Source organism: Spirosoma litoris, assembly GCF_054776755.1.
Genome location: NZ_BAAHBI010000020.1, coordinates 485,952 through 508,403, shown reverse-complemented (window position 1 = coordinate 508,403; position 22,452 = coordinate 485,952). Strand labels below are relative to the sequence as shown.

At 47.9% G+C, this 22,452-nt stretch carries 18 protein-coding genes; 8 read left to right on the top strand and 10 right to left on the bottom strand.

Annotation, left to right across the window (positions count from 1 at the left end; genetic code table 11):
* Window positions 1–25 precede the first annotated feature (25 nt).
* The gene (locus tag ACYVGR_RS14150; protein ID WP_460957666.1) at window positions 26–1,450 is read left to right on the top strand and encodes a sulfatase family protein; all 1,425 of its coding nucleotides are present in this window, start codon (window positions 26–28) and stop codon (window positions 1,448–1,450) included.
* Window positions 1,451–1,484: 34 nt separating this feature from the next.
* Here the strand turns inward: ACYVGR_RS14150 and ACYVGR_RS14145 are convergent, their stop codons facing one another.
* The 5 genes from ACYVGR_RS14145 to ACYVGR_RS14125 all read right to left on the bottom strand — a co-directional run bounded on the left by ACYVGR_RS14145 (window position 1,485) and on the right by ACYVGR_RS14125 (window position 8,814).
* A complete protein-coding gene (locus tag ACYVGR_RS14145; protein WP_460957664.1) occupies window positions 1,485–4,790 on the bottom strand; it encodes a glycosyl hydrolase in 3,306 nt (1,101 codons plus the stop codon).
* Between the two features lie 312 nt (window positions 4,791–5,102).
* Entirely contained in the window at window positions 5,103–5,861 is a 759-nt protein-coding gene (locus tag ACYVGR_RS14140) for a LytR/AlgR family response regulator transcription factor (protein WP_460957662.1), read from the bottom strand.
* Window positions 5,858–6,967 (bottom strand): sensor histidine kinase, encoded by a 1,110-nt coding sequence (locus ACYVGR_RS14135; RefSeq protein ID WP_460957660.1) that lies wholly within the window; start codon window positions 6,965–6,967, stop codon window positions 5,858–5,860. Before ACYVGR_RS14135 ends, ACYVGR_RS14140 begins: the two co-directional genes overlap by 4 nt.
* Window positions 6,968–7,299: 332 nt before the next feature.
* Entirely contained in the window at window positions 7,300–7,656 is a 357-nt protein-coding gene (locus tag ACYVGR_RS14130) for a T9SS type A sorting domain-containing protein (RefSeq protein WP_460957658.1), read from the bottom strand.
* Window positions 7,657–7,815: 159 nt separating this feature from the next.
* A complete protein-coding gene (locus ACYVGR_RS14125) occupies window positions 7,816–8,814 on the bottom strand; it encodes a glycoside hydrolase family 43 protein (RefSeq protein ID WP_460957656.1) in 999 nt (332 codons plus the stop codon).
* A 243-nt stretch (window positions 8,815–9,057) separates the two neighbouring features.
* On the opposite strand from ACYVGR_RS14125, the gene ACYVGR_RS14120 reads away from it, so the two are divergent.
* The gene (locus ACYVGR_RS14120) at window positions 9,058–9,345 is read left to right on the top strand and encodes a hypothetical protein (protein WP_460957654.1); all 288 of its coding nucleotides are present in this window, start codon (window positions 9,058–9,060) and stop codon (window positions 9,343–9,345) included.
* Between the two features lie 186 nt (window positions 9,346–9,531).
* Here ACYVGR_RS14120 and ACYVGR_RS14115 read toward each other — a convergent pair whose 3' ends face one another.
* From ACYVGR_RS14115 to ACYVGR_RS14105, 3 genes are all read right to left on the bottom strand, one after another.
* Window positions 9,532–12,678, bottom strand: a complete 3,147-nt coding sequence (locus ACYVGR_RS14115; protein ID WP_460957652.1) for an efflux RND transporter permease subunit — start codon at window positions 12,676–12,678, stop codon at window positions 9,532–9,534.
* A 98-nt stretch (window positions 12,679–12,776) separates the two neighbouring features.
* Window positions 12,777–13,880 (bottom strand): efflux RND transporter periplasmic adaptor subunit, encoded by a 1,104-nt coding sequence (locus tag ACYVGR_RS14110; RefSeq protein WP_460957650.1) that lies wholly within the window; start codon window positions 13,878–13,880, stop codon window positions 12,777–12,779.
* A 3-nt stretch (window positions 13,881–13,883) separates the two neighbouring features.
* Complete coding sequence (locus ACYVGR_RS14105; protein WP_460957648.1) at window positions 13,884–15,224, bottom strand: TolC family protein; 1,341 nt, start codon at window positions 15,222–15,224, stop codon at window positions 13,884–13,886.
* 234 nt (window positions 15,225–15,458) lie between these two features.
* Here ACYVGR_RS14105 and ACYVGR_RS14100 point away from each other — a divergent pair, with 234 nt between their 5' ends.
* The 4 genes from ACYVGR_RS14100 to ACYVGR_RS14085 all read left to right on the top strand — a co-directional run bounded on the left by ACYVGR_RS14100 (window position 15,459) and on the right by ACYVGR_RS14085 (window position 19,287).
* Complete coding sequence (locus ACYVGR_RS14100; RefSeq protein ID WP_460957646.1) at window positions 15,459–16,139, top strand: response regulator transcription factor; 681 nt, start codon at window positions 15,459–15,461, stop codon at window positions 16,137–16,139.
* 110 nt (window positions 16,140–16,249) lie between these two features.
* Window positions 16,250–17,656, top strand: coding sequence for a carbohydrate porin (locus ACYVGR_RS14095; RefSeq protein WP_460957644.1), 1,407 nt, complete (start codon window positions 16,250–16,252; stop codon window positions 17,654–17,656).
* Window positions 17,657–17,842: 186 nt separating this feature from the next.
* Window positions 17,843–18,544: a hypothetical protein gene (locus ACYVGR_RS14090; protein WP_460957642.1), complete on the top strand. Its 702-nt coding sequence runs from the start codon at window positions 17,843–17,845 to the stop codon at window positions 18,542–18,544.
* On the top strand, window positions 18,541–19,287 hold the full coding sequence (locus ACYVGR_RS14085; RefSeq protein ID WP_460957640.1) for an ion transporter: 747 nt from the start codon (window positions 18,541–18,543) through the stop codon (window positions 19,285–19,287). The genes ACYVGR_RS14090 and ACYVGR_RS14085 overlap by 4 nt, the downstream gene beginning before the upstream one ends.
* An 84-nt stretch (window positions 19,288–19,371) precedes the next feature.
* On the opposite strand, the gene ACYVGR_RS14080 is transcribed toward ACYVGR_RS14085, so the two are convergent.
* Entirely contained in the window at window positions 19,372–20,328 is a 957-nt protein-coding gene (locus tag ACYVGR_RS14080; protein WP_460957638.1) for a polysaccharide deacetylase family protein, read from the bottom strand.
* An 8-nt stretch (window positions 20,329–20,336) separates the two neighbouring features.
* Window positions 20,337–20,636 (bottom strand): GNAT family N-acetyltransferase, encoded by a 300-nt coding sequence (locus tag ACYVGR_RS14075; protein ID WP_460957636.1) that lies wholly within the window; start codon window positions 20,634–20,636, stop codon window positions 20,337–20,339.
* Window positions 20,637–20,873: 237 nt separating this feature from the next.
* Between ACYVGR_RS14075 and ACYVGR_RS14070 the strand changes: the two genes are divergently transcribed.
* Together ACYVGR_RS14070 and ACYVGR_RS14065 are read left to right on the top strand one after the other, a co-directional pair.
* Window positions 20,874–21,833 carry a helix-turn-helix transcriptional regulator gene (locus ACYVGR_RS14070; protein WP_460957634.1) on the top strand — a complete coding sequence of 320 codons (960 nt, stop codon included), beginning with the start codon at window positions 20,874–20,876 and terminating at the stop codon, window positions 21,831–21,833.
* A gap of 70 nt (window positions 21,834–21,903) precedes the next feature.
* Complete coding sequence (locus ACYVGR_RS14065) at window positions 21,904–22,335, top strand: SRPBCC family protein (RefSeq protein WP_460957632.1); 432 nt, start codon at window positions 21,904–21,906, stop codon at window positions 22,333–22,335.
* Window positions 22,336–22,452 lie beyond the last annotated feature (117 nt).

The window sequence follows — 22,452 nt, the reverse complement described above, 5'->3', positions numbered from 1 at the left end:
GCTACCAGACCGTGATCTGACCGTAATGAAACGACTAGTCAATCCTTGTTTTGCTGCTTTTTTGATGGTAGGTATTCTCTGGCTCAACAACTGTTTCAGGCCACTATTTGCTCAGAAAATACCTACCCAGAAACGCCCCAACATCATCTTTCTGCTGACGGACGATCACCGCTGGGATGCGCTCGGGGCGATGGGAAACTCGATCATTAAAACGCCGAATCTGGATGCGCTGGCTAGTAAAGGAATCCTCTTTCAGAACGCCTACGTTACAACGGCAATCTGCTGCGTTAGTCGAGCCAGCATTTTACGTGGGCAGTACGAATCCCGGCACGGTATCAATGATTTTACGACGCCTTTTACCCCTGAAGCATTGGCAAAAACCTACCCTTTGCTGTTGAAAAAGGCTGGCTATACCATTGGATTCATTGGCAAATATGGCGTTGGCGAAGGAAAAGACCACCCAAGCCAGTTCTATGATTACTGGTCGTGTGGGAAAGAAGGGCAGCCGCCTTATGAGTTTATTAACACATCGGGTCAGCTCGTCCATCATACGGATAGTGTGCAACATGATATCCAGAAATTTCTGGAAACCTATGGGTCAAAAAATCCATCCCGGTCGGGGCCATTTTGTCTATCGGTTAGTTTCAAAGCACCTCACGAGTTAGACGGTAATCCACCAACTTACCCCGTACAGGCCCGCTACAAAAATCTGTACAGCGATGTCACAATTCCTGAACCTGTAACAGCTTCCCCGATCTACTGGGAACGGTTCCCGGCTTTTTTCAAGATGGATCAGAACATAGCCAGAGATCGGTGGAAGCCTCTTTTCTCTACGTCCGAACGTCGGCAGGAAACTGTCAGGAACTACTATCGGCTCATTACGGGTGTGGACGAGGTGGTTGGGAAGCTTGTGGCCCAACTTAAAAGCCTGAATCTGGACAAAAACACGATCATTGTCTTCATGGGCGATAATGGTTTTTACCTAGGCGAACATGGACTGGAAGGAAAATGGTTTGGTCACGAAGAATCCATTCGGGTGCCACTCCTGGTCTATGGTCCCTCATTACCTGCAACGCTGAAAGGCTCCCGGCCCACGCAAATGGCGCTCAACATCGACATTGCTCCTACTATTCTGGCACTGGCTGGAGTTGCTACTCCGCCTGATATGCAGGGTGTCGATCTAATCAAGCTGGCACAAAAGAAAGTGACGGCTCGACCAGACTTTTTCTATGAGCACACCTTTATGGGGAGCCCCCGCCTTCCGAAAATTGAGGGAGTTGTAACCCCTACCTTCAAATACATGAACTTTATCGAGCATGGCTATGAAGAGTTGTACGATACGGCTCACGATCCACATGAAACCACAAATCTGGCCGACAATCCAGCTTATGCTACGAAGAAAGCAGCGTTAAAAAAGCGCTATACCGCTCTCAAACAAGCTGTTCGATAAGTTCAGGTATAAGGGAATGACAAAAATCAGGCAGCTATTTAATGGGCGTAACGGCCAACACGCGCACTGGTCCCAGCAAGCCCGACGACAACACTGGCGAATCGGCCCGGTAAAACGGCAGCGTGGTATAGGTAATTTTGTTGGTTACGCCCGGTTGCGCATCACCAATCAGGCGGTTTACCCACAAGTTGGTCACCTTAACCTGTACCGAATTACGACCCGGTTTTAAAGCCTTGCTGATATCGACCCGAAACGGTTTCTTCCAGACAGTCCCCACCGACTTGCCATTGACAATCACCTCGGCAATGTTTTTCACATCGCCCAAATCAAGCAGATAAGATGCGTTTTTGCCTCTCGCGGGCAAATCGAACGAATTGTCGTAAGTAGCCGTACCGGAGAAATATTTAATACCCGGCTCTGCACTCTCTGTCAACGACGCTAATGAAGTCATAGTGGTTTGTTGTGGAGCACCCCGGCCTTCCTGGAAATGAACGTTCCAGGCTCCTGTTATACTGGCAACCGGCGATTCGGTAACAGCAGGGGTAGTATATGAAGCTACTGTCGATTTATCGTGGAAGACGACGAAGTAAGCCCCCCACGACTCAAACGTAAGTGGTATAATTGTCCGGCCGTCCCTTTGTTGATACGATACTTTCTCCAATTTACCCGTTTGTGGATTCCACAATTGAGGAACTTTTCCAGTCACCCGAAAGCTGATTTGAGCTTCGCTTGGATTCTCACTCCGGTTATCCAGCCAATAAATGTCGCTGTCGTTAGTTTGGCGATGCACATATAGGATTTTGGAGTTCGCCTGAATTATATCCATATCTTTTTGCACGCCCATCTCGCCTAATACCGTCCCTATTGGTTTGGTCGACACATTTGGGTTACTCCAGATTTGGTTTACCAACGTCGTAAACTCCGTCGAGTTATCGCTTAAACTAGGGGAGCGCTCCGGTTTTTCGCCTATTACGTTCAGTCCAGACTTCACCAGTTCGCCTAGCTTTTTCAATACGGGCAACGTCATCAGTTTAGCTGACCCATCCAGCACCAGTAGTCGATACTGTTGACCACTTTGCGCAACAATCTTTCCACCTTCAATCCGCAATGCATTTTTCAGCGCGGTAGCGTTAACAAAGTCGAATGCGTAACCAGCAGGAATATCCGGGAGCTTTTCTGCACAAATCTGCGTGATGTTGTTGTTCTCGCCATAATAGTACAGCACATCCACAACAGGTCTTCCCTGTTGTAGCAGGAAACAACTTCGACTCAGATAATCCGTCCAGGCTTTTGCCTGCTCGGCCCAGGTTTCCTGCCGGGTAAAATACTGCCCGAAAGGTCCGAGCGAGAAACCGGGTTTCTTGTCATCGAGCGGTTGGTGTACAGATGTATGGATCACAAAGCGATTGAGCCCCGAAGCCATTTCCAGATCGGCTGTACGTTTCAGTTTTTCGGGGTGCCAGCTAAATCCATTTCCAACCGACGTCATCGACTCGGCCGCAACGAATGGTTGACCATATATGTGCGCTACCGAAGCAGCTTCCCGAATATCGGCCTCACTCCGAACTTCCTCATTACTACCTCCGGCAAGACTACCCGGCGTCCACATCGCCGACATAGGAATCTCGGCCAGGCGCTTTACGTCCATTCCGTCGGCAAGGTAAATCCGTCCGTTTTCGTGCGATTCGGTATACCGTTTCATACCTCTGGCGTGTAGTGCATCGCCAATTACTTCGTAGTGATTTTCGACAATCAGTTCGCCGATAGTCTTGCGAAAATCCCATAAAAACTTCTCGCTGGCTTCGGCACTCTGGATCACTCGGCCCGTCAGGACAGGTAGCCAGGGCGTGAGACTATATCCCCGCCGTTTCTGAAACTCAGCGGGCATGTCCTTCGTCCAGGTCATGTGGCCAGCCTCATAACTATCCAGCACCATATATTGTAACCCTTGAGCACCCATTTGGCCACCGGTAGCATCCTTATACATGTCCAGGTAGGTATCGATGTATTTCCGGACAGCCACTTTATCCAGCTTATCAACTTCCAGGCCAGTGGCTTCGGGCGATGCTGGGTGATTTTCCCGGCCTGTGAGTGAGTAGCCCAGGCGCATAACTACCCATTTACCCGCTGGCGGTGTCCAGTTCAAGGTACCATCGGCGTTCATTTTCGTGCTTAAATCCACCACATCTGTAGCGGGAATAGCGTCAGCATCAGTCTTCACGAGCGAGTGCGTACTTTCCTTCCAGGCAGCAAAACCGGCTTTCTGTTCAAAAAGATCAATCCGGTCGGTGTTGTGCAGAACTAGCTCAGCAACCGGAACACCCTGTGGCTTACCGGGTGCCGAACTCCCCCCGAACATAGCCGCAAACGGACTACCTTCCGGTTTCTCGGTTTTGAACGTAAAGCGGAAAATTCTGGCGGTTGTGGGTAAAATCGCCATTGTACTCTGGGGCACAGTACTACCTCGAATAATCACGACATCTCGGAAGTTTACACCATCGTCACTTACTTTCAACCCCCGGTTGTCGGGCATTCCCCGAAATTCGGCTAGTTCTCCCGCTGCGGGTGCACCCACAATCGTAAACGCTTTGAACGTCTGCGGCTGGTCGAACTCAAACTGAATCCACATATCTTGCCCCACTTCCATCGGGGGCAGCATCGTCGTTTTGGCCAGATCGCCATCGGTTAGATCAGCCAGTGCGAACGTGCCTCCGCTCGACGAAATCTTTGGATTCAGGGCCGACAATGGCTTTTCGGCAGCCGGTAATCGATAGGCAATCACCGCAGCATCGGCATAATAACGTGGTATTTCTTTCGGTGGCCCGCCCAGTACATTCGCTGAAGTCAGGGGTACGTTCTGGAATTTACCCGCAGCCGATGAGGGTTGCGGCAGTTTTCCTGAAAAAGGTTTATTTCCCTCAACTACGGTTTCGGTCCAGACGTATTTTTTCATCCCATCTTTAGGTTCCACCCACGGGCCTCCAGTCACGCTCCAGCCCGGCGAACCGGCAATGGCCATTTCGAGACCAAGCGTTTTAGCCAGATTGGTCGTATGCTTAAAGGCGTCTTTCCATTCGGGGGTCATGAACACCAGCTTCTTTGGGGTTACGTTGGGCGTAAACAGACTGGCGTCGAAGTTCTGAAAACCACCGATACCAACACGCTTCATCCACTCAAGGTCCTTGGTAATGCCGTCTTTAGTGATGTTGCCATTCATCCAATGCCACCAAACACGCGGTTGAGCTGCATTCGGCGGGGTCTGAAAGCCCTGTTGGAGCGGAGAGGGTTGCCCTGCAGCAAGCACGGGTAGCAGGCAGGCCAGGAGTACTTTTTTGTTCATGTCAATCAACTGAATCGGTTAAAGGAAGTAATAGTTAGGTCTACAGAATCAGTAGCAATTGGGGCAAGTCTAATTACCAATATGTATAGTTTACGCATTAAAGGTAAAAGAGATCTTTATTGTAGCTGACCCACACTTACCCATTTTCCACTATTTATTCATGGAAAAATTACAAGAACTCAACTAGATGCTGATCTGCTGTTTACGACAACAAAGGTGAAGCATACTCAAGAAGTGCGAAAAAATAACTAGGTCAAGCGCGAAACCTACCGGATAGGCGTTGGTTTTCGAAAGATGAATGAAGAGTAACTATTAACGACCCAGCCAGTCTTTAAACTCTGACATGCGACTCATACTGACAAATACCTCCAGGCGGGCGGGAGGTAGTAAATCCAGCTTTAGCTTGCCCGCCGAAAAAGCATGAATGGTTTGAATCGCCGATCGGGCGACGAGAAATTGTCTGTTGACGCGGAAGAACTGATTGGGGTCTAGCATGCCTGCCAGTTGATCAAGACTATATTCGAGGGGAAGAAAATGACCGTCTTTATTGACGAGAAAAGTAGCCTTTTCTTCCGAAAAAAAGTAGGCCGTATTCGTCACCTCTACGCTATGAATTTTCGTGCCGATGCTAATCATAAACCGCTCTCGGAAGCGATTTTCCTGCGGCTTTTGCATCATCTGAAAAAGCGCGCTCAAGTCTGGAAGCTCTGGTTTCGACCGGATCGTTTTAAACTTCTCCAAAGCCGCCACTAATTCGTCGTAATCAACTGGTTTGAGCAGGTAGTCGATGCTGTTTACCTTGAAGGCCTTGATCATGTACTCCTCGTAGGCCGTCGTAAAAATAATCGGCAACGTTAAGGTCAGTTGCTCGAAAAGGCGGAAAACGAGTCCGTCTTCGAGATGAATGTCCATGAACGCCAAATCGGGTGCCGGGTGCGTGCTGAACCATTCAACCGCATCTTTTACCGATGGCAATTGTATCAGAATATGGATGTTGGGATCATATTTTTTCAGCATGCGCTCCAATTGGCGGGCATTGCGATCTTCATCTTCAATAATGACGACGTTCATGATAAAAGGGGAATTTCAACAACAAACGATTGATCTTGCCGACCATGCGATACCGGTCTGGGCGTTAGCAGCGCATAGCGGTTGATGATATTTTTCAAGCCAACACCGGTCGAAAAATCAGGCTGGTTACGCGGTAACCAGGGGTTTTCGACAACCAGCACATCGCCTTTGCAATAGATACGCACTTGCAACGGCTCGGTTACCGACATCCGATTATGCTTCACTGCATTTTCGACCAACAACTGAAGCGATAAGGGGGCAATTTTATACTGTTCCTCTTCCTCGGGCGTAATCTCAATCAATACGTCGAACTTGTTTTCGAAACGAATCTGAAGCAGAAACGTATAGGCTCGGATGAACTCTATTTCTGTTTTCAGGGCAACCAATTCCTGATCCCGCTGCTCAAGAATGTAGCGATACACTTTGGACAATTGCTTGATAAATTTTTCGGACAGATCGGCATCCTCATGCACCATCGACGAAAGAATACTCAGGCTATTGAACAGGAAATGCGGGCTCAATTGATGTTTCAGTGCTTCGACCTGGCTCAGGGCAGCTTCTTTCTCCGACCGTTCGGCCCGGAGCTGCACATCTTTTAACTGCTGATACGAGCGGGAAATAAGTGTTAGATAAAAGGCCGATAGCATGATGACCAGGTTAAACACATTGTTTACCCGATGCAGATACGCAAGCACTTCGGGCGTAAACGGCTGCGATTTCTCCGAGTGTTGGGGAATCAGCCCAACGTAAAAAATTAGCTTAAATAACCCAGTTATGATCAGTTGAAAAACCTGCGCGTACAACACAGCCAATCCTAGCGAAATAAGCATGGTCAATATCAGCGCCCGCCAGTTGAAATCGAGCAAAAACTCCTCGCCGAATCGTTGAAATAGTTGATTTTGAATCCAGTCCGTAGCCGAAATCCAGATGAAGTATAAACCCAGTGCAATGAGAACGATGGTCGCTATGAAAGGCAAAATCTCGACCAGCTTTGCCGGATTACGAACCGATTCGGGCAGGTTGATATAGAGCGTGAGGGGCGAATACAGAAATAGTAATCGTATGGCTAATTGCCATCTTTGCCGGTACGTTAGCTTTGCGACCATATTTGATTCGTAAAAAAGGACATAGGCCAACTGGCCACTTCTTCGCCACGTTTCTCTTCCTAGTGCTTTGGCAAAATAGATTCTACCTGTTTCTATAGATTCCCGGGGCCGCCCGCGCGGTCGATTCTAGTGTACTGATAATCAGAGGTAGTAGAATCAACCGCGCGGGCGGCCCCGAGAATCTATAGAATCTAAATTGAACGAGCACTAGTTACAATAAACACAAATTAGCCCAGGGCAGACATCGGTGGATGTGTGTTTCTGCCCAGGGCTGTCTTATATGAACTCATTCAATACCCTATACATCGATTTTGATCGACGCATGGCAATGATTAGTCCTGAACAACAAAGCTCTCATTCGGATTGGGTTGCACAACAAACGTCTTCGTCTGCGTTTGCGAACCCGTTGCCAGAGACAATCGATACGTGCCGTAACTTAAATTAGAAAGGTCAAATTGTTGACTCAACCCTTTTTGCAACGCAACATAAGAACTATATACAGGTTGACCGTTGGCATCCAGAATAGTAACCTGACCTTTTGTTTGCAAAGGCTGAACATACAGTCTGATTTTATGCTCAGGAGTCATTATCACATGCGTCTGAGGAGCTGAAGGCTGGGTAGCAGGCTGATTAGCGAACGATGCTGAACTGGCTACCAGTCCTGCAATCAGAAGAAGAATCTTTTTCATGATTTGTCTATTGTTTACGTGTTTCTGTTTGACGAATCAAAAGTAGATTCAACCCTGAAGTCTTGGAAATCAAAGCTTCCGAACATCAGCATTCGCCGGATGAGTGAAGGTTTTAGAGCGATGAATGAAAATGGACCCTCGTTTAATTTCCCGAACCAGTCAAGGTATATAGGGCTTACCGACAACCAGCTTATTACCGGAAAAATCTACCTCTATCAGGTGAGGAACCCGTATTGTACGACCATTGCTCTTTCTATGACTGTGAAGAGACATTAACCACTTGCCATCCAGTGTTTGAAACAACATGCCATGCCCATAATTCGGCGGGGTTATTGGCTTAGCCTCCTGCACCCAGGGCCCATCCAGTGTGCCACTTTTCGAATAAGCAACGCCTTGGGTATACACATCGTAGATCCAACTGGTCCAGATCATGCCCAGCCTGCCAGAGCCTGTCTTGAATAAATAAGGTCCATCTGTTACTTTATTCGGGCCAATCTTATCATTCACTTTCTCACGACTCCACGGGCTGTCGCTAGCCCGAAAAAGTAGCTTCCCGTCACCAATTGACCCGCTTAAATCGGGTTTCAGCTCTATCTTTTCAATGGTTCCATTCAGGTTTTGCAGCCACTCGTAACAATAAACCATGTACGGTTTCCCATCTTTATCCACCCAGAACGTACCGTCTAACGTAGGCTTATCGGCGGGCAGATAGGTCGCATCCTGCATAGGGACATAAGGCCCTTCGGCTTTATCGCTGACTAAAACGTGGCTCGCCCGGCGTTCGATGATATTCTCACCGACTGTATCAATTTTTACGTCCCGGTTCGTGAAGGTGGCAAAATAGTAGTACTTGCCTTTGTACTGATGCAGTTCGGCGGCCCAGATCATAGGGCTCTTCCCCATCCAGGAGTTCGGATCGGTCTTGGCAATGACGACCGGACCTGCCCATTTTTTCAGGTCTTTACTTTTCCACAAAAGTCCACCCGTTCCGGTCATGTAGTAGGTTGAGGTGGCCTTGTCGGCCAAAATAAACGGATCGCTTAGGCGAATAGAATCCAGAGGTACATCTTCCCTGAAGGCTGGCACTCGGTTTTGCGAAAAAGTCGAGGTCAGGGTAATTACCATCAATACTACCAAAAGGAAGGCTTTAGTACGCATTGTATATCGATCTGCTGTTCTTAGTAAACTACTGTAAGGGGCGATCGTTATGATACTACTTTGGTCACATGAAATTTAAATTCTTAACAGATTTACTTTCCATTAAACCTACAGCCCAATTCTAACTCTAAGCGATATTATACAGTTACATAGTAGTGAGTTTCCAGTTTAAATGTAGCGGACTAGACCAATACGCTTAAACTGGAAACGTTTCAACAAGTGGCACCTTAATTCTAAATCGTTATGAAAACCATCCTTAAAAGTCTGCTTTTCTCCGGTTTACTTCTGTTTTCAGTTGCCTATGCAGATGCGCAGGTTTATGTACGTCGGCCTATGCCGCCTAGAACTCGTGTCGTTATCGCGCGCCCACCTATGCAATATCATCGTCAGGCCTGGGTTGCTCGGCCTTACCGTCCAAATTACCGCTATCGGGCTGGCTACTGGGCACCTCGACACCGTGCCGTGTGGGTACCTGGCTATTGGGTACACCGACGTCGGGGTAATGTCTGGGTTAATGGCTATTGGCGATAAGAAACCATTCCTCAATTAACGTTGGATTCTCGAAGCCAACCACGCGGTTGATTCTGACAGATTCTATTGATTCTCTCGTATTGATATCCAGAATCAATAGAATCTAAAAAATCAATAGAATCTAATTTGAAAGAGCCTAAAACAAAAAGAGGGATCAGGTTTGAGAACCTGATCCCTCTTTTTGTTTTAGGGATGATTCGGCAAATCAACCGTTTTCGATTCATGACGGGCTAACTCTTTTCGAGCGCGTCGACTGTGAATAAGCTCGTAGGTGACGGGCAGAATCAGCAGCGACAGCACCGTACAGGTCATCAGCCCACCAATCATAACCGTAGCCAATGGTTTCTGGGTTTCGGAGCCAATCCCGGTCGATAACGCTGCGGGTAAAAGTCCTAACGACGCCATCAAGGCTGTCATAACGACTGGTCGAACCCGCGTGAGCGCACCCTCCCGAATGGCTTCGCTGATAGGCAGTTTATTGTGTAGGTTTTCTTTAAACCGGTTGATCAGAATAACCCCGTCCTGCACCGATACGCCAAACAGACAGATGAACCCTACCCCCGCCGAGATACTAAAGTTAATACCTGTGATCCAGAGGGCCAGCATTCCACCGATCAGTGCAAAGGGTACGTTCAGGATGATCAATGTGGCATCGAGCGCACTGCCGAATGTGAACAGCAGAATCAGGAAGATGATGGTAATACTAATGGGGACAACAATCGCTAATTGTCGTTCGGCACGGGTCTGGTTTTCGAACTCACCCGCCCAACGCATCTGGAAACCCTGAGGTAGTTTGATCTGCTGCGCCACCTGTTTTTGGGCATCAGCAATCGTACTGCCTAAATCGCGATCACGAACAGAGAATTTGATAGCAATAAACCGGGCGTTGTTTTCCCGATACACAAAGGCTGGTCCCGAACGCGTACCAATATCGGCCAGCTCTTTGAGCGGAATTTTACTACCCGAACGCGTAGGAACCATCAGGTTTTCAATCAATTCGGGCGAGTACCGAAACTTCTCATCGTACCGAACCTTAATATCGAAATGGCGCTCGCCTTCGTAGAATTGCGTCACGGCTTTACCACCAATCGCCGTTTCAATAACCGACTGCGCAACATCGGTCGGAACGTTGTATAAGGCCAGTTTCTGCGGATCGAGCTGAATCCGAAACTCCGGCTGGCCCAGATTTCGAAACACGCCCAGATCGCTTACGCCAGGCACTTTTTTCATGACGTTAAAGACTTTGGTGGCTTCTTTGTCCAACACGTCCAGATCCTGACCAACAATTTTAATAGCCATCGAGCCTTTTACCCCCGATACAGCTTCTTCTACGTTATCGGAAATCGGCTGCGAAAAGTTGAAGGAAATCCCCTTAAATCGAGCCAGTTTTTTCTGCATCTGCTCAACGAGTTCATCCTTTGTGATGTCGCGCTTCCATTCTTCTTTTGGGTAGAGGTCAACGAAAAATTCGTTGTTAAAAAAGCCCGTTGGGTCGGTGCCATCGTTTGGGCGGCCCGTTTGCGAAATTACGCCCCGCACCTCAGGAAACTCTTCAAAAATTGCCCGAAACTTGCGGGTGTAGGCATAGCTTTCGTCCAACGCGACTGAGTAAGGCAAACTAGCCCGCACGTAAATAGAGCCTTCGTTCAGTTGCGGCAGAAACTCAGAGCCAATGTGAAACAGGAACAGATAAACCGATAAACCAAGCGCACCAAGCGCAATACCCATGATGGAAGCGGGCTTACGAATGGCCCAGTTTAAAGCGGGTACATAGGCCCGCTCCAGACCACTCACCACCGGATTGTGCCGCTCCCGAACCTGCTTGTTCAATAACAAACTACACAGCAACGGGATCAGCGTAAGGCTCACAATCAGCGAACCCGTCAACGCAAAACCAATGGTCCAGGCTAGTGGACTGAACAGCTTTCCTTCAACCTTTTGGAAGGTAAAAATGGGAAGTAAAGCGGTGATAATGATGATCTTCGAGGTGAAGATAGACTTGCCTAACTCCGTAGCATTCTGAGCAATCCAACTCAATTTTGAGCGACGGTTGAACTTCATCATACCCATTTGTTCCGCTCGATGGGCCAGCATCACAAACAACCCCTCAACCATCACCACAGCACCGTCGATGATAATCCCAAAGTCCAATGCCCCGATGCTGAGCAGGTTAGCCGTCATGCCTTTTAGGCGCAGGCAGATAAAGGCAAACAGTAACGCCAGAGGAATCACAATAGCGACCGTGAGCGTAGTACGCCAGTCGGCCAGGAAAATGAGCAGGATAAGCGTGACCAGGAAAATGCCCGTCAATACGTTTTCGCCGACCGTGTGCAGGGTGTAATTATTGAGCGTTGTCCGGTCATAGAACGTCTTGATTTTGACGTCTTTGGGCAGAATACTATTGTTTAGCTCATCAATCTTTGCCTTCAGCGCCGGAATCACATCGTTCGGGTTTTCGCCCTTCCGCATCACCACGATACATTCTACCACATCGTCCTGTTTATCGCGACCAACGATACCCAATCGAGGTTGGAATCCTTCTTTTACAGTAGCCACATCCCGTACTTTAATGGGCACGCCTTTCACGTTATCAATGATGATACTGGCCACATCTTCGGGATTAGTCAGCAAACCAATACCCCGCACCACCAGTGATTGGTTGCCTTGCTTAATGACATCGCCCCCTACGTTGATATTGCTTGACTGAATCGCCTGGTCGACATCGATAGCCGTGAAGCCATAGTTCGCCAGCAGAATTGGGTTCAGATCGACCTCAATCGTTTTTACTTTCCCCCCAAAGCTTACCACATCGGCAATGCCCGGCACGCTCTTGATTTGCCGCTCAATTACCCAGTCCTGAAGCGTTTTGAGTTCAGTAATATCTTTGGTTTTACTCTCCAGTGTAAAGCGGTAAATCTCTCCTGTCGGGCCATAAGGGGGTTCTACTTCCGCACTTACACCATCCGGCAAATCAACTCCGGCAAGCCGGTTCGCCACATTAGTCTGGGCGGTAAAATTGTCGACCCCATCTTCGAAAATCATGGTTACTACCGACAGACCAAACAACGACACCGAGCGCAACGTACTCTTGCGGGGCACTGAGTTTAATTCGGTTTCGAGGGGCAACGTAACGAAGCGTTCCACCTCTTCCGCTGATCGACCGGGCCATTGTGTAATCACAATAACGTTAGTATTCGTAACGTCGGGGAAGGTTTCGACGGGCGTATTCAGGAAGGCAACCACGCCCCCAACGATGATGATCGCAATGCCAAAAAATACGGCAAACCGATTCGTCAGCGCGAAGGTGATTATACTGCGAATGAATTTATTCATGAGTGAAAGAGCGAATGAGTGAAAGAGCGAATAGCGGCTGTGAGAGTCTGGCTTTTATCAACCATTCACTCTTTCACTCATTCGCTCTTTCGCCTGCTTTAGTCCGTTAAATCATTGTATAACAACAAACTACCTTCGGTTACGACGATATCGCCGGGTTTGAGGTTTCCCCCTTCTACGAACGCATAACGGGTTGTATTTTTCAGCACCTTCACTTCCCGAACTTCGTATTTATCCTTGCCCGTCTGCACAATTACGTAATAGTGATCGCGGTCGAAAACCACGGCTTTCTGCGAAACGGCCAGCGATTTGGCCCCCTCGGCGGCACTCATATTGGGCAAGTGTACGTGAATGGTGGCAAACATATCCGGCTTCAGAAGGCCATCCTGATTCGGGAGTACAATACGGACTTTCAAGACGCGAGCCTGCTCGTCGAGAACACTGCTGATGTTGCTAATGATACCTTTGAATATCTTATCTGGGTAGGCCAAAACCTGAATATCAACGGGTTGCCCCTGCTTTATTTCAGGAATATCCTGTTCGTAGACGTTCGCCAGCACCCAGATTTGCTGAAGGCTCGAAATCGTGTAGAGCGGGTCCTGGTTGTCGGACCGCAGGTCCTGGCCGGTATTGACGTTTTTCTCAACGATATAGCCTGCGATAGGCGCTTTCACCGAAAAGTAAGGTTGCCCTGTACCAGACGTACTGCCGCCATAAACCCGAAGAATATTCGATGATTTGCTCAATTCATCTTCTGCTTTCTTGACGTTGTTTTTAGCCGTCAGGAAATCCGTTTCCGAAGCAAATCCCGATTTATACTGTGCCGATACGTTTTTCAGTTGCTGCTGAGCAACTTCCAAATCAGATTTATCAGCTTGGTAATCATTTGTATAGGTAGAAATATCACCTGACCGAATCAGGGCCAAATCCTGCCCTTTCTGTACATAAGCACCCAGCGAAGCAGTCGTTTTTTCGACGTTTCCACTCACCAACGGAAACACACGTACGACATTATCCTGATCGAAGGTAACCGTGCCGTTTAGCGTCAATTCGTCTTCGGGGTTCATCCGCCGAACCGAATCTGTGAGGTAACTACTACTCGAATCGGCACTTGATGTGGGGGCTTTTTCAGTCTCCGTATTTTTATGACCGCACGCAGCCACAGCTAGCCCAAGGGCTACGGTATACAGCACCTTTTTCATAAACTAAAAGAATCGTGTGTTGGTGGTATAATTCAATAACTGCTGCGTGTTATACAGGTTGTTCAGCAGGTTAAGATTGTTCAATTGTGCCTGTTGGTAAGTCCGGATTTTGTCCAGATAATCCAGCAAACCAATGGAACGGGAGTTATAGGCTTTGGTTGCTTCGACCGAGATATTCTGAATCCGATCCAGATAACCGGCTGGCCGGGCCGCTAGCTGGGCGTAGTACGTATTGAGCTTATCGAAGGCGTTCAATACATCACTTTGTACCACAACCTGCTGGTTTTCCAGCCCACTGGTTACGCTTTTCAGCGTGGTTTCTGCCGATCGGATAGCACCCTGATTCCGGTTTCGAACGGGCAAATCCATCGATAATTGAAAGCCCGTAAAGTTGTTATACGCATTCCCGTATCGCTCAAAAAGCACACCCGTTGTTAAATCGGGCGTTCGTCGGGCTTTTTCCAGCGCTAAGCTACGCTCGGCATTGTTGATCTGTTCCTGCGATAAGCCAATGTCGGGTCGATTAGTCTGAGCCGAATCGAGTGCTGTTGCCAACGCCGGAAGTGTCGTTCTTAAGGGCGGTAACTCGGTAGGTAGTATGAACGATTTAGCCGATTGCCGTAATAATATGCGCAGGGTTGCCTGATCGTCAGCAATTTGCGTCTGATAATTGGCGCTATTGGCTTGTAAGTCTCGAATCGCTACCTCCAGCCGGGTTACCTCATAGGGCGCTACGCCCCCCGATTGAAGCGCTATTCGGTATGATTCCAGCAATCGCTGCTGCCGACCCAGCTCATCCTCGAATAATTTCAGCCCCTGCAAGTCGTAGTATAAATTAGTATAGGTCGTATAAAGCTGATAATGAAGCGTTCGCATGATATCGCGAAAGGCCAGTCGGGCCAATGATTTGTTACTTTCGGCCAAGGCTACCAACTTGCTCCGTTTGCCTGCCAGCAAGATTACCTGCTGCAACTGAACAGCAAAATAGCCACTATTGTAGATGCCAGCGTCCTGATCGGCCTGAGAAGGGGTCTTAAAGGGCAAAATCTTGTGCGTATTCGGGTTATATAAGTTGCCCTGAAACCAAAGGTTTGGGTTTGGACGTAAGCCAGCCTGCGTAATAGCCGCATCGGCAATATCGATCTGATAACGTTGCGCAAGCAATTGAAAATTACGTTCTACAAACAGTTGTTCGAGTTGTGGCAGGCTTTGCCGAATTGTGTCGGCAACTGGCGACGCACTGGGGGAAGTGGCCGTTGACTGGGCCACGACAGGCGAAATTATACCTAACCAACCCAAAAAAATACTGATGCGAAGAAAAGTGGGAAATCGAAAATGAGCCATAAGATAAACGCGGAATACTAAATAAATCCGGCTGATTGGTCGGCAAATAGCCACTCTACCGTTAAGGCGTTGTTAAAGCGTTATTAATTCTTGCTTAAAAATAAGCGCAATCAGTTCGGTATTAATACTTAATACGTTAGGTCAAATTTAAACAAGTTTTAATATGCCTTTAAAACCGATTTAAAGTTGGACTAACACTTTTGGGGCCAAATAAACCCGATGGGTTATTGGCCTATGAAAATTCTACTGATTCAACAGGATTATGCGTCTCTCGACTTCCTCAATCGGATTTTAGTGGAGCGAGAGTATATCATAAAAATTGCAACCGATGGGCTTACAGGTCTTACCATGGCTCTTCATGGGCGATTTGATTTAATTCTACTGGATACGCAACTTCCTCATCTGGATGGGTTCGACCTCATTCGGCGGCTGCGTCAGGAGAACGATTCGACCCCGATTTTACTGTTCTCAACTCAAAATGCGCCGGCCGATAAAGCCAGAGGTTTATATGCAGGCGCCGACGATTACCTGGTGAGCCCCTGCGATCCAACTGAATTACTCGCCCGTATTTATGCGTTGCATCGCCGACGAATCGGAGGGTTCAACTCGCCCATTATCCTCAGTGTCGATAATCTCCAACTGAATGTAGCAGAGAAAGCCGCCTATCGTGCCAGCAAACGCATTAGCCTGACCGCACGGGAGTTCCAACTACTATCTTTTCTGGTCGAAAATGCCGGGCGCGTTGTTACCAAAGCCCAAATTCTGGAGAAAGTGTGGGACAGTACTATGTCGTCAAACACGAACAAGGTAGAGGTATACATCAACTTTCTACGCAAAAAAATTGACCACGGATTCGACCACAAACTCATTCACACCACTATGGGTTTAGGCTATCTTCTTAAATCAGGGGTATAAGTGAATAGGTAATGAATAATGTAAAATGAATAATAAGTTAGTGGCTAGAAGTTCATTATCCATTATTCGTCACCTCAAACACAAGCTCCCTGATTCTGATTATGCCCTTCATGCAACACAACTCAAAAACACACCATTGGTTTTGCCTGTTTTTTCTCTTAGTAACAGGAACTGTTCAGGCGCAACAGGATAACAACAACAACTACCTCGACTCGCTCCAGAACTGGAGTTTGCATTTTCAGTTTACGACTATTGCTCAGGGACATACGGGGTTCAAAGGTGCCGGCTATGATGGCCGTAATACACTCAGTGCACAACCCGACACGGCTTTATCAGTTACCACAACCCTTTTTCTGGGCCGTCGCTTATGGAAGGGGGCTGCCGTTTATCTCAATCCCGAACTCGCCGGGGGGCGCGGTGTAGGTCATCGCAATAGTCAGTCTCCCTACGATGAAAGCTTATATGCGCCTGCGGTTGGCATAGCGGGCTTTCCAAATGGGGAAACGTTTCGAATCGGGAGTGCCCGCCCGGCTCTCTACATCGCCCGTTTTTATATTGAACAGATTATTCGGCTCGGTAAAAGCCCAACCAAAGAAGCCGAGTCTGATGCGAATCAGGTGGAAGAACCTATCCCAGCATCCAGATTGGTTATCACGGCCGGGAAATTCTCGATTGCTGATATCTTCGATAACAACGCCTACGCCCACGACCCCAGAAGTCAGTTTTTCAACTGGGCCCTCATGAATATGGGAGCCTGGGATTATCCAGCCAATACACGCGGGTATACCTGGAGTCTGGCTACGGAGTATATTCGGCCAATGTATGCGGTTCGGGTAGCGGCTTCGTTGATGCCTATTGTGGCCAATGGCAACGTGCTGGACTGGAATGTTGGTAAATCCAATGCGCTCACGCTTGAAGTTGAACACAAATTCCGGCTGTTACATCGGGCCGGAACGGTTCGACTATTGGGGTTTCGTAACGTCACAAAAGCGCCTACCTATGCTTCAGCCACGCAATTGTTACAGGCAGGTACCTACCCCACCAATCCTGCCTACATTCTTACCGGCACAAACTATGGTGGAGTCAAATATGGTTTCGGTCTGAATTTCGAGCAACCGCTTGGTGACGTTGGTGGTGTGTTTGGTCGGGCCAGCTGGAACAATGGGCAAACCGCTACCTGGGCCTTTACCGAAATCGATCGCAGTTTTTCATTGGGCGCTTATATTGGTGGAACGCGCTGGCATCGGCAAAACGATGTGGTAGGCATAGCTTTAGCTCAAAATGGCATCTCGGCCGAACACATTGCGTTCTTAAATGCAGGCGGCTCAGGCTTTATGCTGGGCGACGGAAGTTTGCCCAATTATAAGCCCGAACATAGCCTCGAAATGTTCTACAAAGCTCGCCTTGCACACACACTTTATCTGACATTGGATTACCAACTAGTCCAGAATCCGGGCTACAATGGCGATCGGGGGCCAGTCAATTTGTTCGCGTTACGAACGCATGTTGAGTTTTGATAAATAATAGCACGCTGATTAGGATGATCTCTATGATTTATACTAATTTCAAAACCGCCAGCAAAGCCTAATTCACTGAAAATCAAGCATCAGCATTAGAAAAAGGTATCTAATCTTTATTATCATAAAAATCAGCGTTCTATTATCAGGTAACTCAAAAGCCATTTTTCGAGTTTGTAAAGCATCATGCTCGCTGCTTGCTTACTCGCTTTTTCGTCATTAGTTACCTCGCCCGATTCATTACCCCCAACTGATTCGGTCCGGCCAAAGCCGCCTGCTATAAAACCTGCTTTTAACCTCGACTTTCGGGATTCCTTCCTCGAACGTCAGCATATTAATGTATGGGGCGTTAATGCGGGATTTACCTATGGTCGAAAACGGCATCAATTAACAATTGGCTATTACTGGTTAAATTACGCTACCTACCTCCGCCTGATCGACTGGCGCCGAAATGCGGCCCAACGCATCAACCTCAACTACTACACTCGCACTGATATGTGGTTTATCAGTTCGATGTATTGGTGGAACATGGTCAATAATAAACGTTGGCTGGTTAGTTTACCGGTAGAGTTGGGTGGTGGAGTTGCCTATGCACTACCGCTCAATTTGAGTCAGAACGTGCCGGTTGACCGATCTCGCCGAGATTTTTTTGTACCACTCCAGGTTGGTGCTTACGGTCAATGGCGGGCAACCCGATGGGTCGGTTTGAGTGCTCAGATCGGCTACCGGGTATCGATCTTCCAAACTGCCATCGATCAGAATTTCAATGGTAGTTATTATAGTATTGGCGTTTCACTATATCCAGCTTTCCTGACAGACGTTTGGCGGTGGATACGCAAAAAAGACCGAATTTCGCCCCTGCATCCGCCCGTACCCCGAAAACCATGAGTACCCGCAAAAAGCAGGCTTCGCCCAAGCTCACGCTGCATGAAGTAATCATGCTTGTGTTATCGGTCTATATTGTAGTTGCCTTGCTCGTTCGGGAGTTAGTGCCTATGCATCAGCAAACCAGGCAGTTGCTGGATCAGATCGATACAGGCATCTGTCTTTATTTTCTTTACGATTTCTTTCTTCGACTTTACCAGGCTCCGAACAAATGGGCGTTTCTGCAATGGGGCTGGATTGATTTATTAGCCAGTATTCCAGCCCTCGACTGGTTTCGACTAGGCCAGCTCGTGCGCGTGTTCCGGATTCTTCGGATGATTCGGTCGTTTCGGTCGATACGCAGTTTTTTGAGTTACCTCTTCCGCGACAAAGCCAATGGTACATTAGCGGTTGTGCTGCTCAGTTCTTTTCTACTGATGATTTTTGGCGCAGTCGCCATTCTTTACGCCGAACGCGTACCCGAAGCCAACATCAAAAACCCTTCCGACGCACTCTGGTGGGCATTCGTTACCATTACCACCGTTGGCTATGGCGATAAATTCCCTGTCACCACCTTCGGGCGACTCATTGCCGCCGTTTTGATGATTGCCGGTGTTGGCCTATTTGGTACGTTTACGGGTTACGTTGCTAACTTTTTTGTCGAAGAGGATCAGGAACACACCGACAGCGACATAAAAATCCTCATCAGTGAAGTGCGGCAACTTCGAAAGAAAATCGAAGAGTTGGAAAAGCGAAGAGATACATGATGTAGGATATATAATGCAGTATGTATGCTATAAACCAAGGTAGTTACAAATATATATCATACCCCCTACATTATATATCCTAACTCACTTCTCCTTAGCCACACTAGCTGGCAGATCGTACAATAGCCAGGTTTTGTTTTCAATAACAGCTGATTTCTGGCGGATCAGATTAATAAAATCGGTGATGCCCAATGGCTCGTTTCCATTAGCGTGAATGAGAACCAAACTACCCTGTTTGGGTTGCTGATTTTTAGCTAACCAGGCATCGCTACCAATGGGTAATAAGCCAAAAGCTAATATCCGATCGAATACAGCTTTGTCGGAAACGAGGCCCGGAAACCGAAAGAAGATAGACGGTGTCAGCCCATTTTTGAGCATGGCCTGCTCGTTCAGGAGTACCTCATCATTCAGGTTTGTGGCTGCTTCGAGCAGAAAATTCATTGGTAACGGCAACCGTGGATTGTACCGGTGATGGTACGAGTGATTGACCCAGGTAATGTCCAGATCACCCCGGCTAACCAGACTTTTCAGATAAGCCAAGTCCGCCTGATGGCTTTCCATCCAAAGTCCGGTAATTGTAATGGTAATAGGAATTGGTTTCTCCTCCGGTTCAAACGCCCGAATCAGTTGCTCAAATACAGTCCGAGTCAGCGGTTTTGTAGATGGACACAAGTCAATGGTCAGACTGAAGCCGCGTTCAGTTGTATCGGCCCGCTCAATACCAGCATCCTGTAAATTATAGTCCCGCGTTTGCTCAAGTCGAAGCGCTTGGGCATAAGGTGTTTGACTGATTTGCTCTAACAGACCCGCCCAGGGCAACTCCCGAACACTGGCCGAAGGCAGGTTGACTACAGCCGTTTCGAGCGTGTGCGGATTCAGTACCAAATAACGAATTTGCTGCCCCTGCTTCCATTGGCGTAAGACAACCTGACGAGGTTGCTGATTCGTAAGCCCGAAAAACACACGATAATTCGTTAGCTGTCCGAAAGTAGTTAGGCTACTTAAAACGGACAGACTTAACGCAAACACAAAACGCTTCATGGTTATAGTTAGAAACCAGTCGTTGTATACGAAGTCGAGACAACTCGATTCCAGTCGGGATGGCGCTTCAGGTAGGCCGATACAAAGGGGCAGAGGGGCACAATCGTCAGATTATGCTCTTCGACATAGGACAAAACGCCTTCTACCAGTTTTGAGCCAACACCGTGTCCTTCCAAACTAGGATCAACCTCGGTATGAACCAGGGCAAGGGTTTCATCATTTACCGGCTGATATTCTACAAAAGACAATTTTCCGTCAGTTTCCAGTTCGAAGCGGTGTTGGTGGGTATTGTTATGAATAGTACTCATTTATATACGTATTGGGTTTTGTTATATAACTCTACGCAAAAAAAGGCAAGTTGTTCAAATTTTAATAGCCTGTAGATTTTTATACTTGTCAGGAGCGATTATGATTCTCTGTGTTTATTGGCAAAAGCAAGATCACGGAGCCGTTTTGTTCTGGATACAAAATCATAACTAAATCAGATTGGTCATAAAAATCAGCGGTCTATTGTAATTTGCACATGTCTTTTTTACAGCATCATAATGAACCGTCTTGACCGCCTGACTGCCATCCTGATTCATCTGCAAACCAAGCGCGTTGTTCGTGCTCAAGAGTTAGCGCAACGATTCGGTATCAGCCTACGAACCGTATATCGGGACGTTCGATCACTGGAAGAAGCGGGTGTTCCTATCGGAGCCGAAGCGGGTGTGGGCTATTTCCTGACCGACTATCACCTGCCCCCCGTCATGTTCACCAGTGCCGAAGCCAGCGCGCTTTTGATGGGCGGCAAGTTAATTGAAAAATGGGCAGATGAGTCAGTTCGGACCGAATTTGAATCGGCCCTGTTCAAAATAAAATCAGTGCTCAAACGCACCGATCAAGAGCGTCTGGATGACTTAGATGCGCACATTTCTGTAGCAAAACCACGCAATCGCCAGCCTTATTCCGATGGCTTATTGACGCATATTCAGCATGCAATCGCCCAAAATCAGGTGTTATTGCTTCAGTACCATTCGCAATATAACGATGCCGAAACCGAACGGGAAGTTGAGCCGGTTGGCCTTCATCATTACCGCATGTGCTGGCACTTGATCGCCTTTTGTCGCGTCCGGCAAGATTACCGCGATTTTCGGGTGGACCGCATTCGAGAACTGATCAACACTGGCCAACGCTTTTCTCGTCCCGAACGCCTATCCTTACAGGAATACCTCAACCGAATAGGGCAGGATTGGCCCGTAAATAACGCGACTGTTTTATTTCCTAAATCGGCAGCCCGTTATATGCAGGAGCAGAAATACGCCTATGGTTTTGAGAGCGAGGAAGATCTCGGCGAACACGTTCGGGTACATTTCCAAACGCCTTACATAGAAGGTCTGGCCCGTTGGCTGCTCATGTACGGCAGTTCTGTGACGATTGAACAGCCTGAATCATTACGAACCATGATGCAGCAACTAGCCGATGAAATACAGGCCCATTACGCAGCACAACCTATAGCTGGCTAAAACGTTACTGACACACTGTTGTCAGTGAGTTTACGAATCTTTGCCATCAATTTTCATTCAGTCAACGACCATGCGCAACGACCTAATTGTATCCCAATCTATCGACATCAACGCCAGCCCAGCCAGAGTGTGGGACGTATTAACAACCCCTGACCTTATCAAAGAATATCTATTCGGCACTGAAACCGTAACCGATTGGAAAATTGGGAGTGCGATTATCTTTCAGGGCGAATATGGCGAACAGACGTATCGGGATAAAGGGGTTATCCTGGAAAACGTGCCTAACAAACTCCTCAGTTATAGCTACTGGAGTGGCTTTTCTGGCCTGGAAGATAAACCAGAAAATTACTCGACTGTAACTTATACGTTAAGAGCCGAAAACGACAATCAAACCGAGTTCACCTGGACACAACAGGGATATGCCACCGAAGAAGGCTATAATCACTCTGTGAACGGCATGAGCGATTTCCTGAAACAGATCAAGGAAATTGCGGAGCGGTAGTTTCTGTGCCAGAGGTGGACGTTCTGGCGCGGGCATTTGCCCGTGCCTATTCATGAGCGCGAGTATATACTCGCTTATATTGGCAAGCACGAGCAAACGCTCGCGCCAGAACGCTCC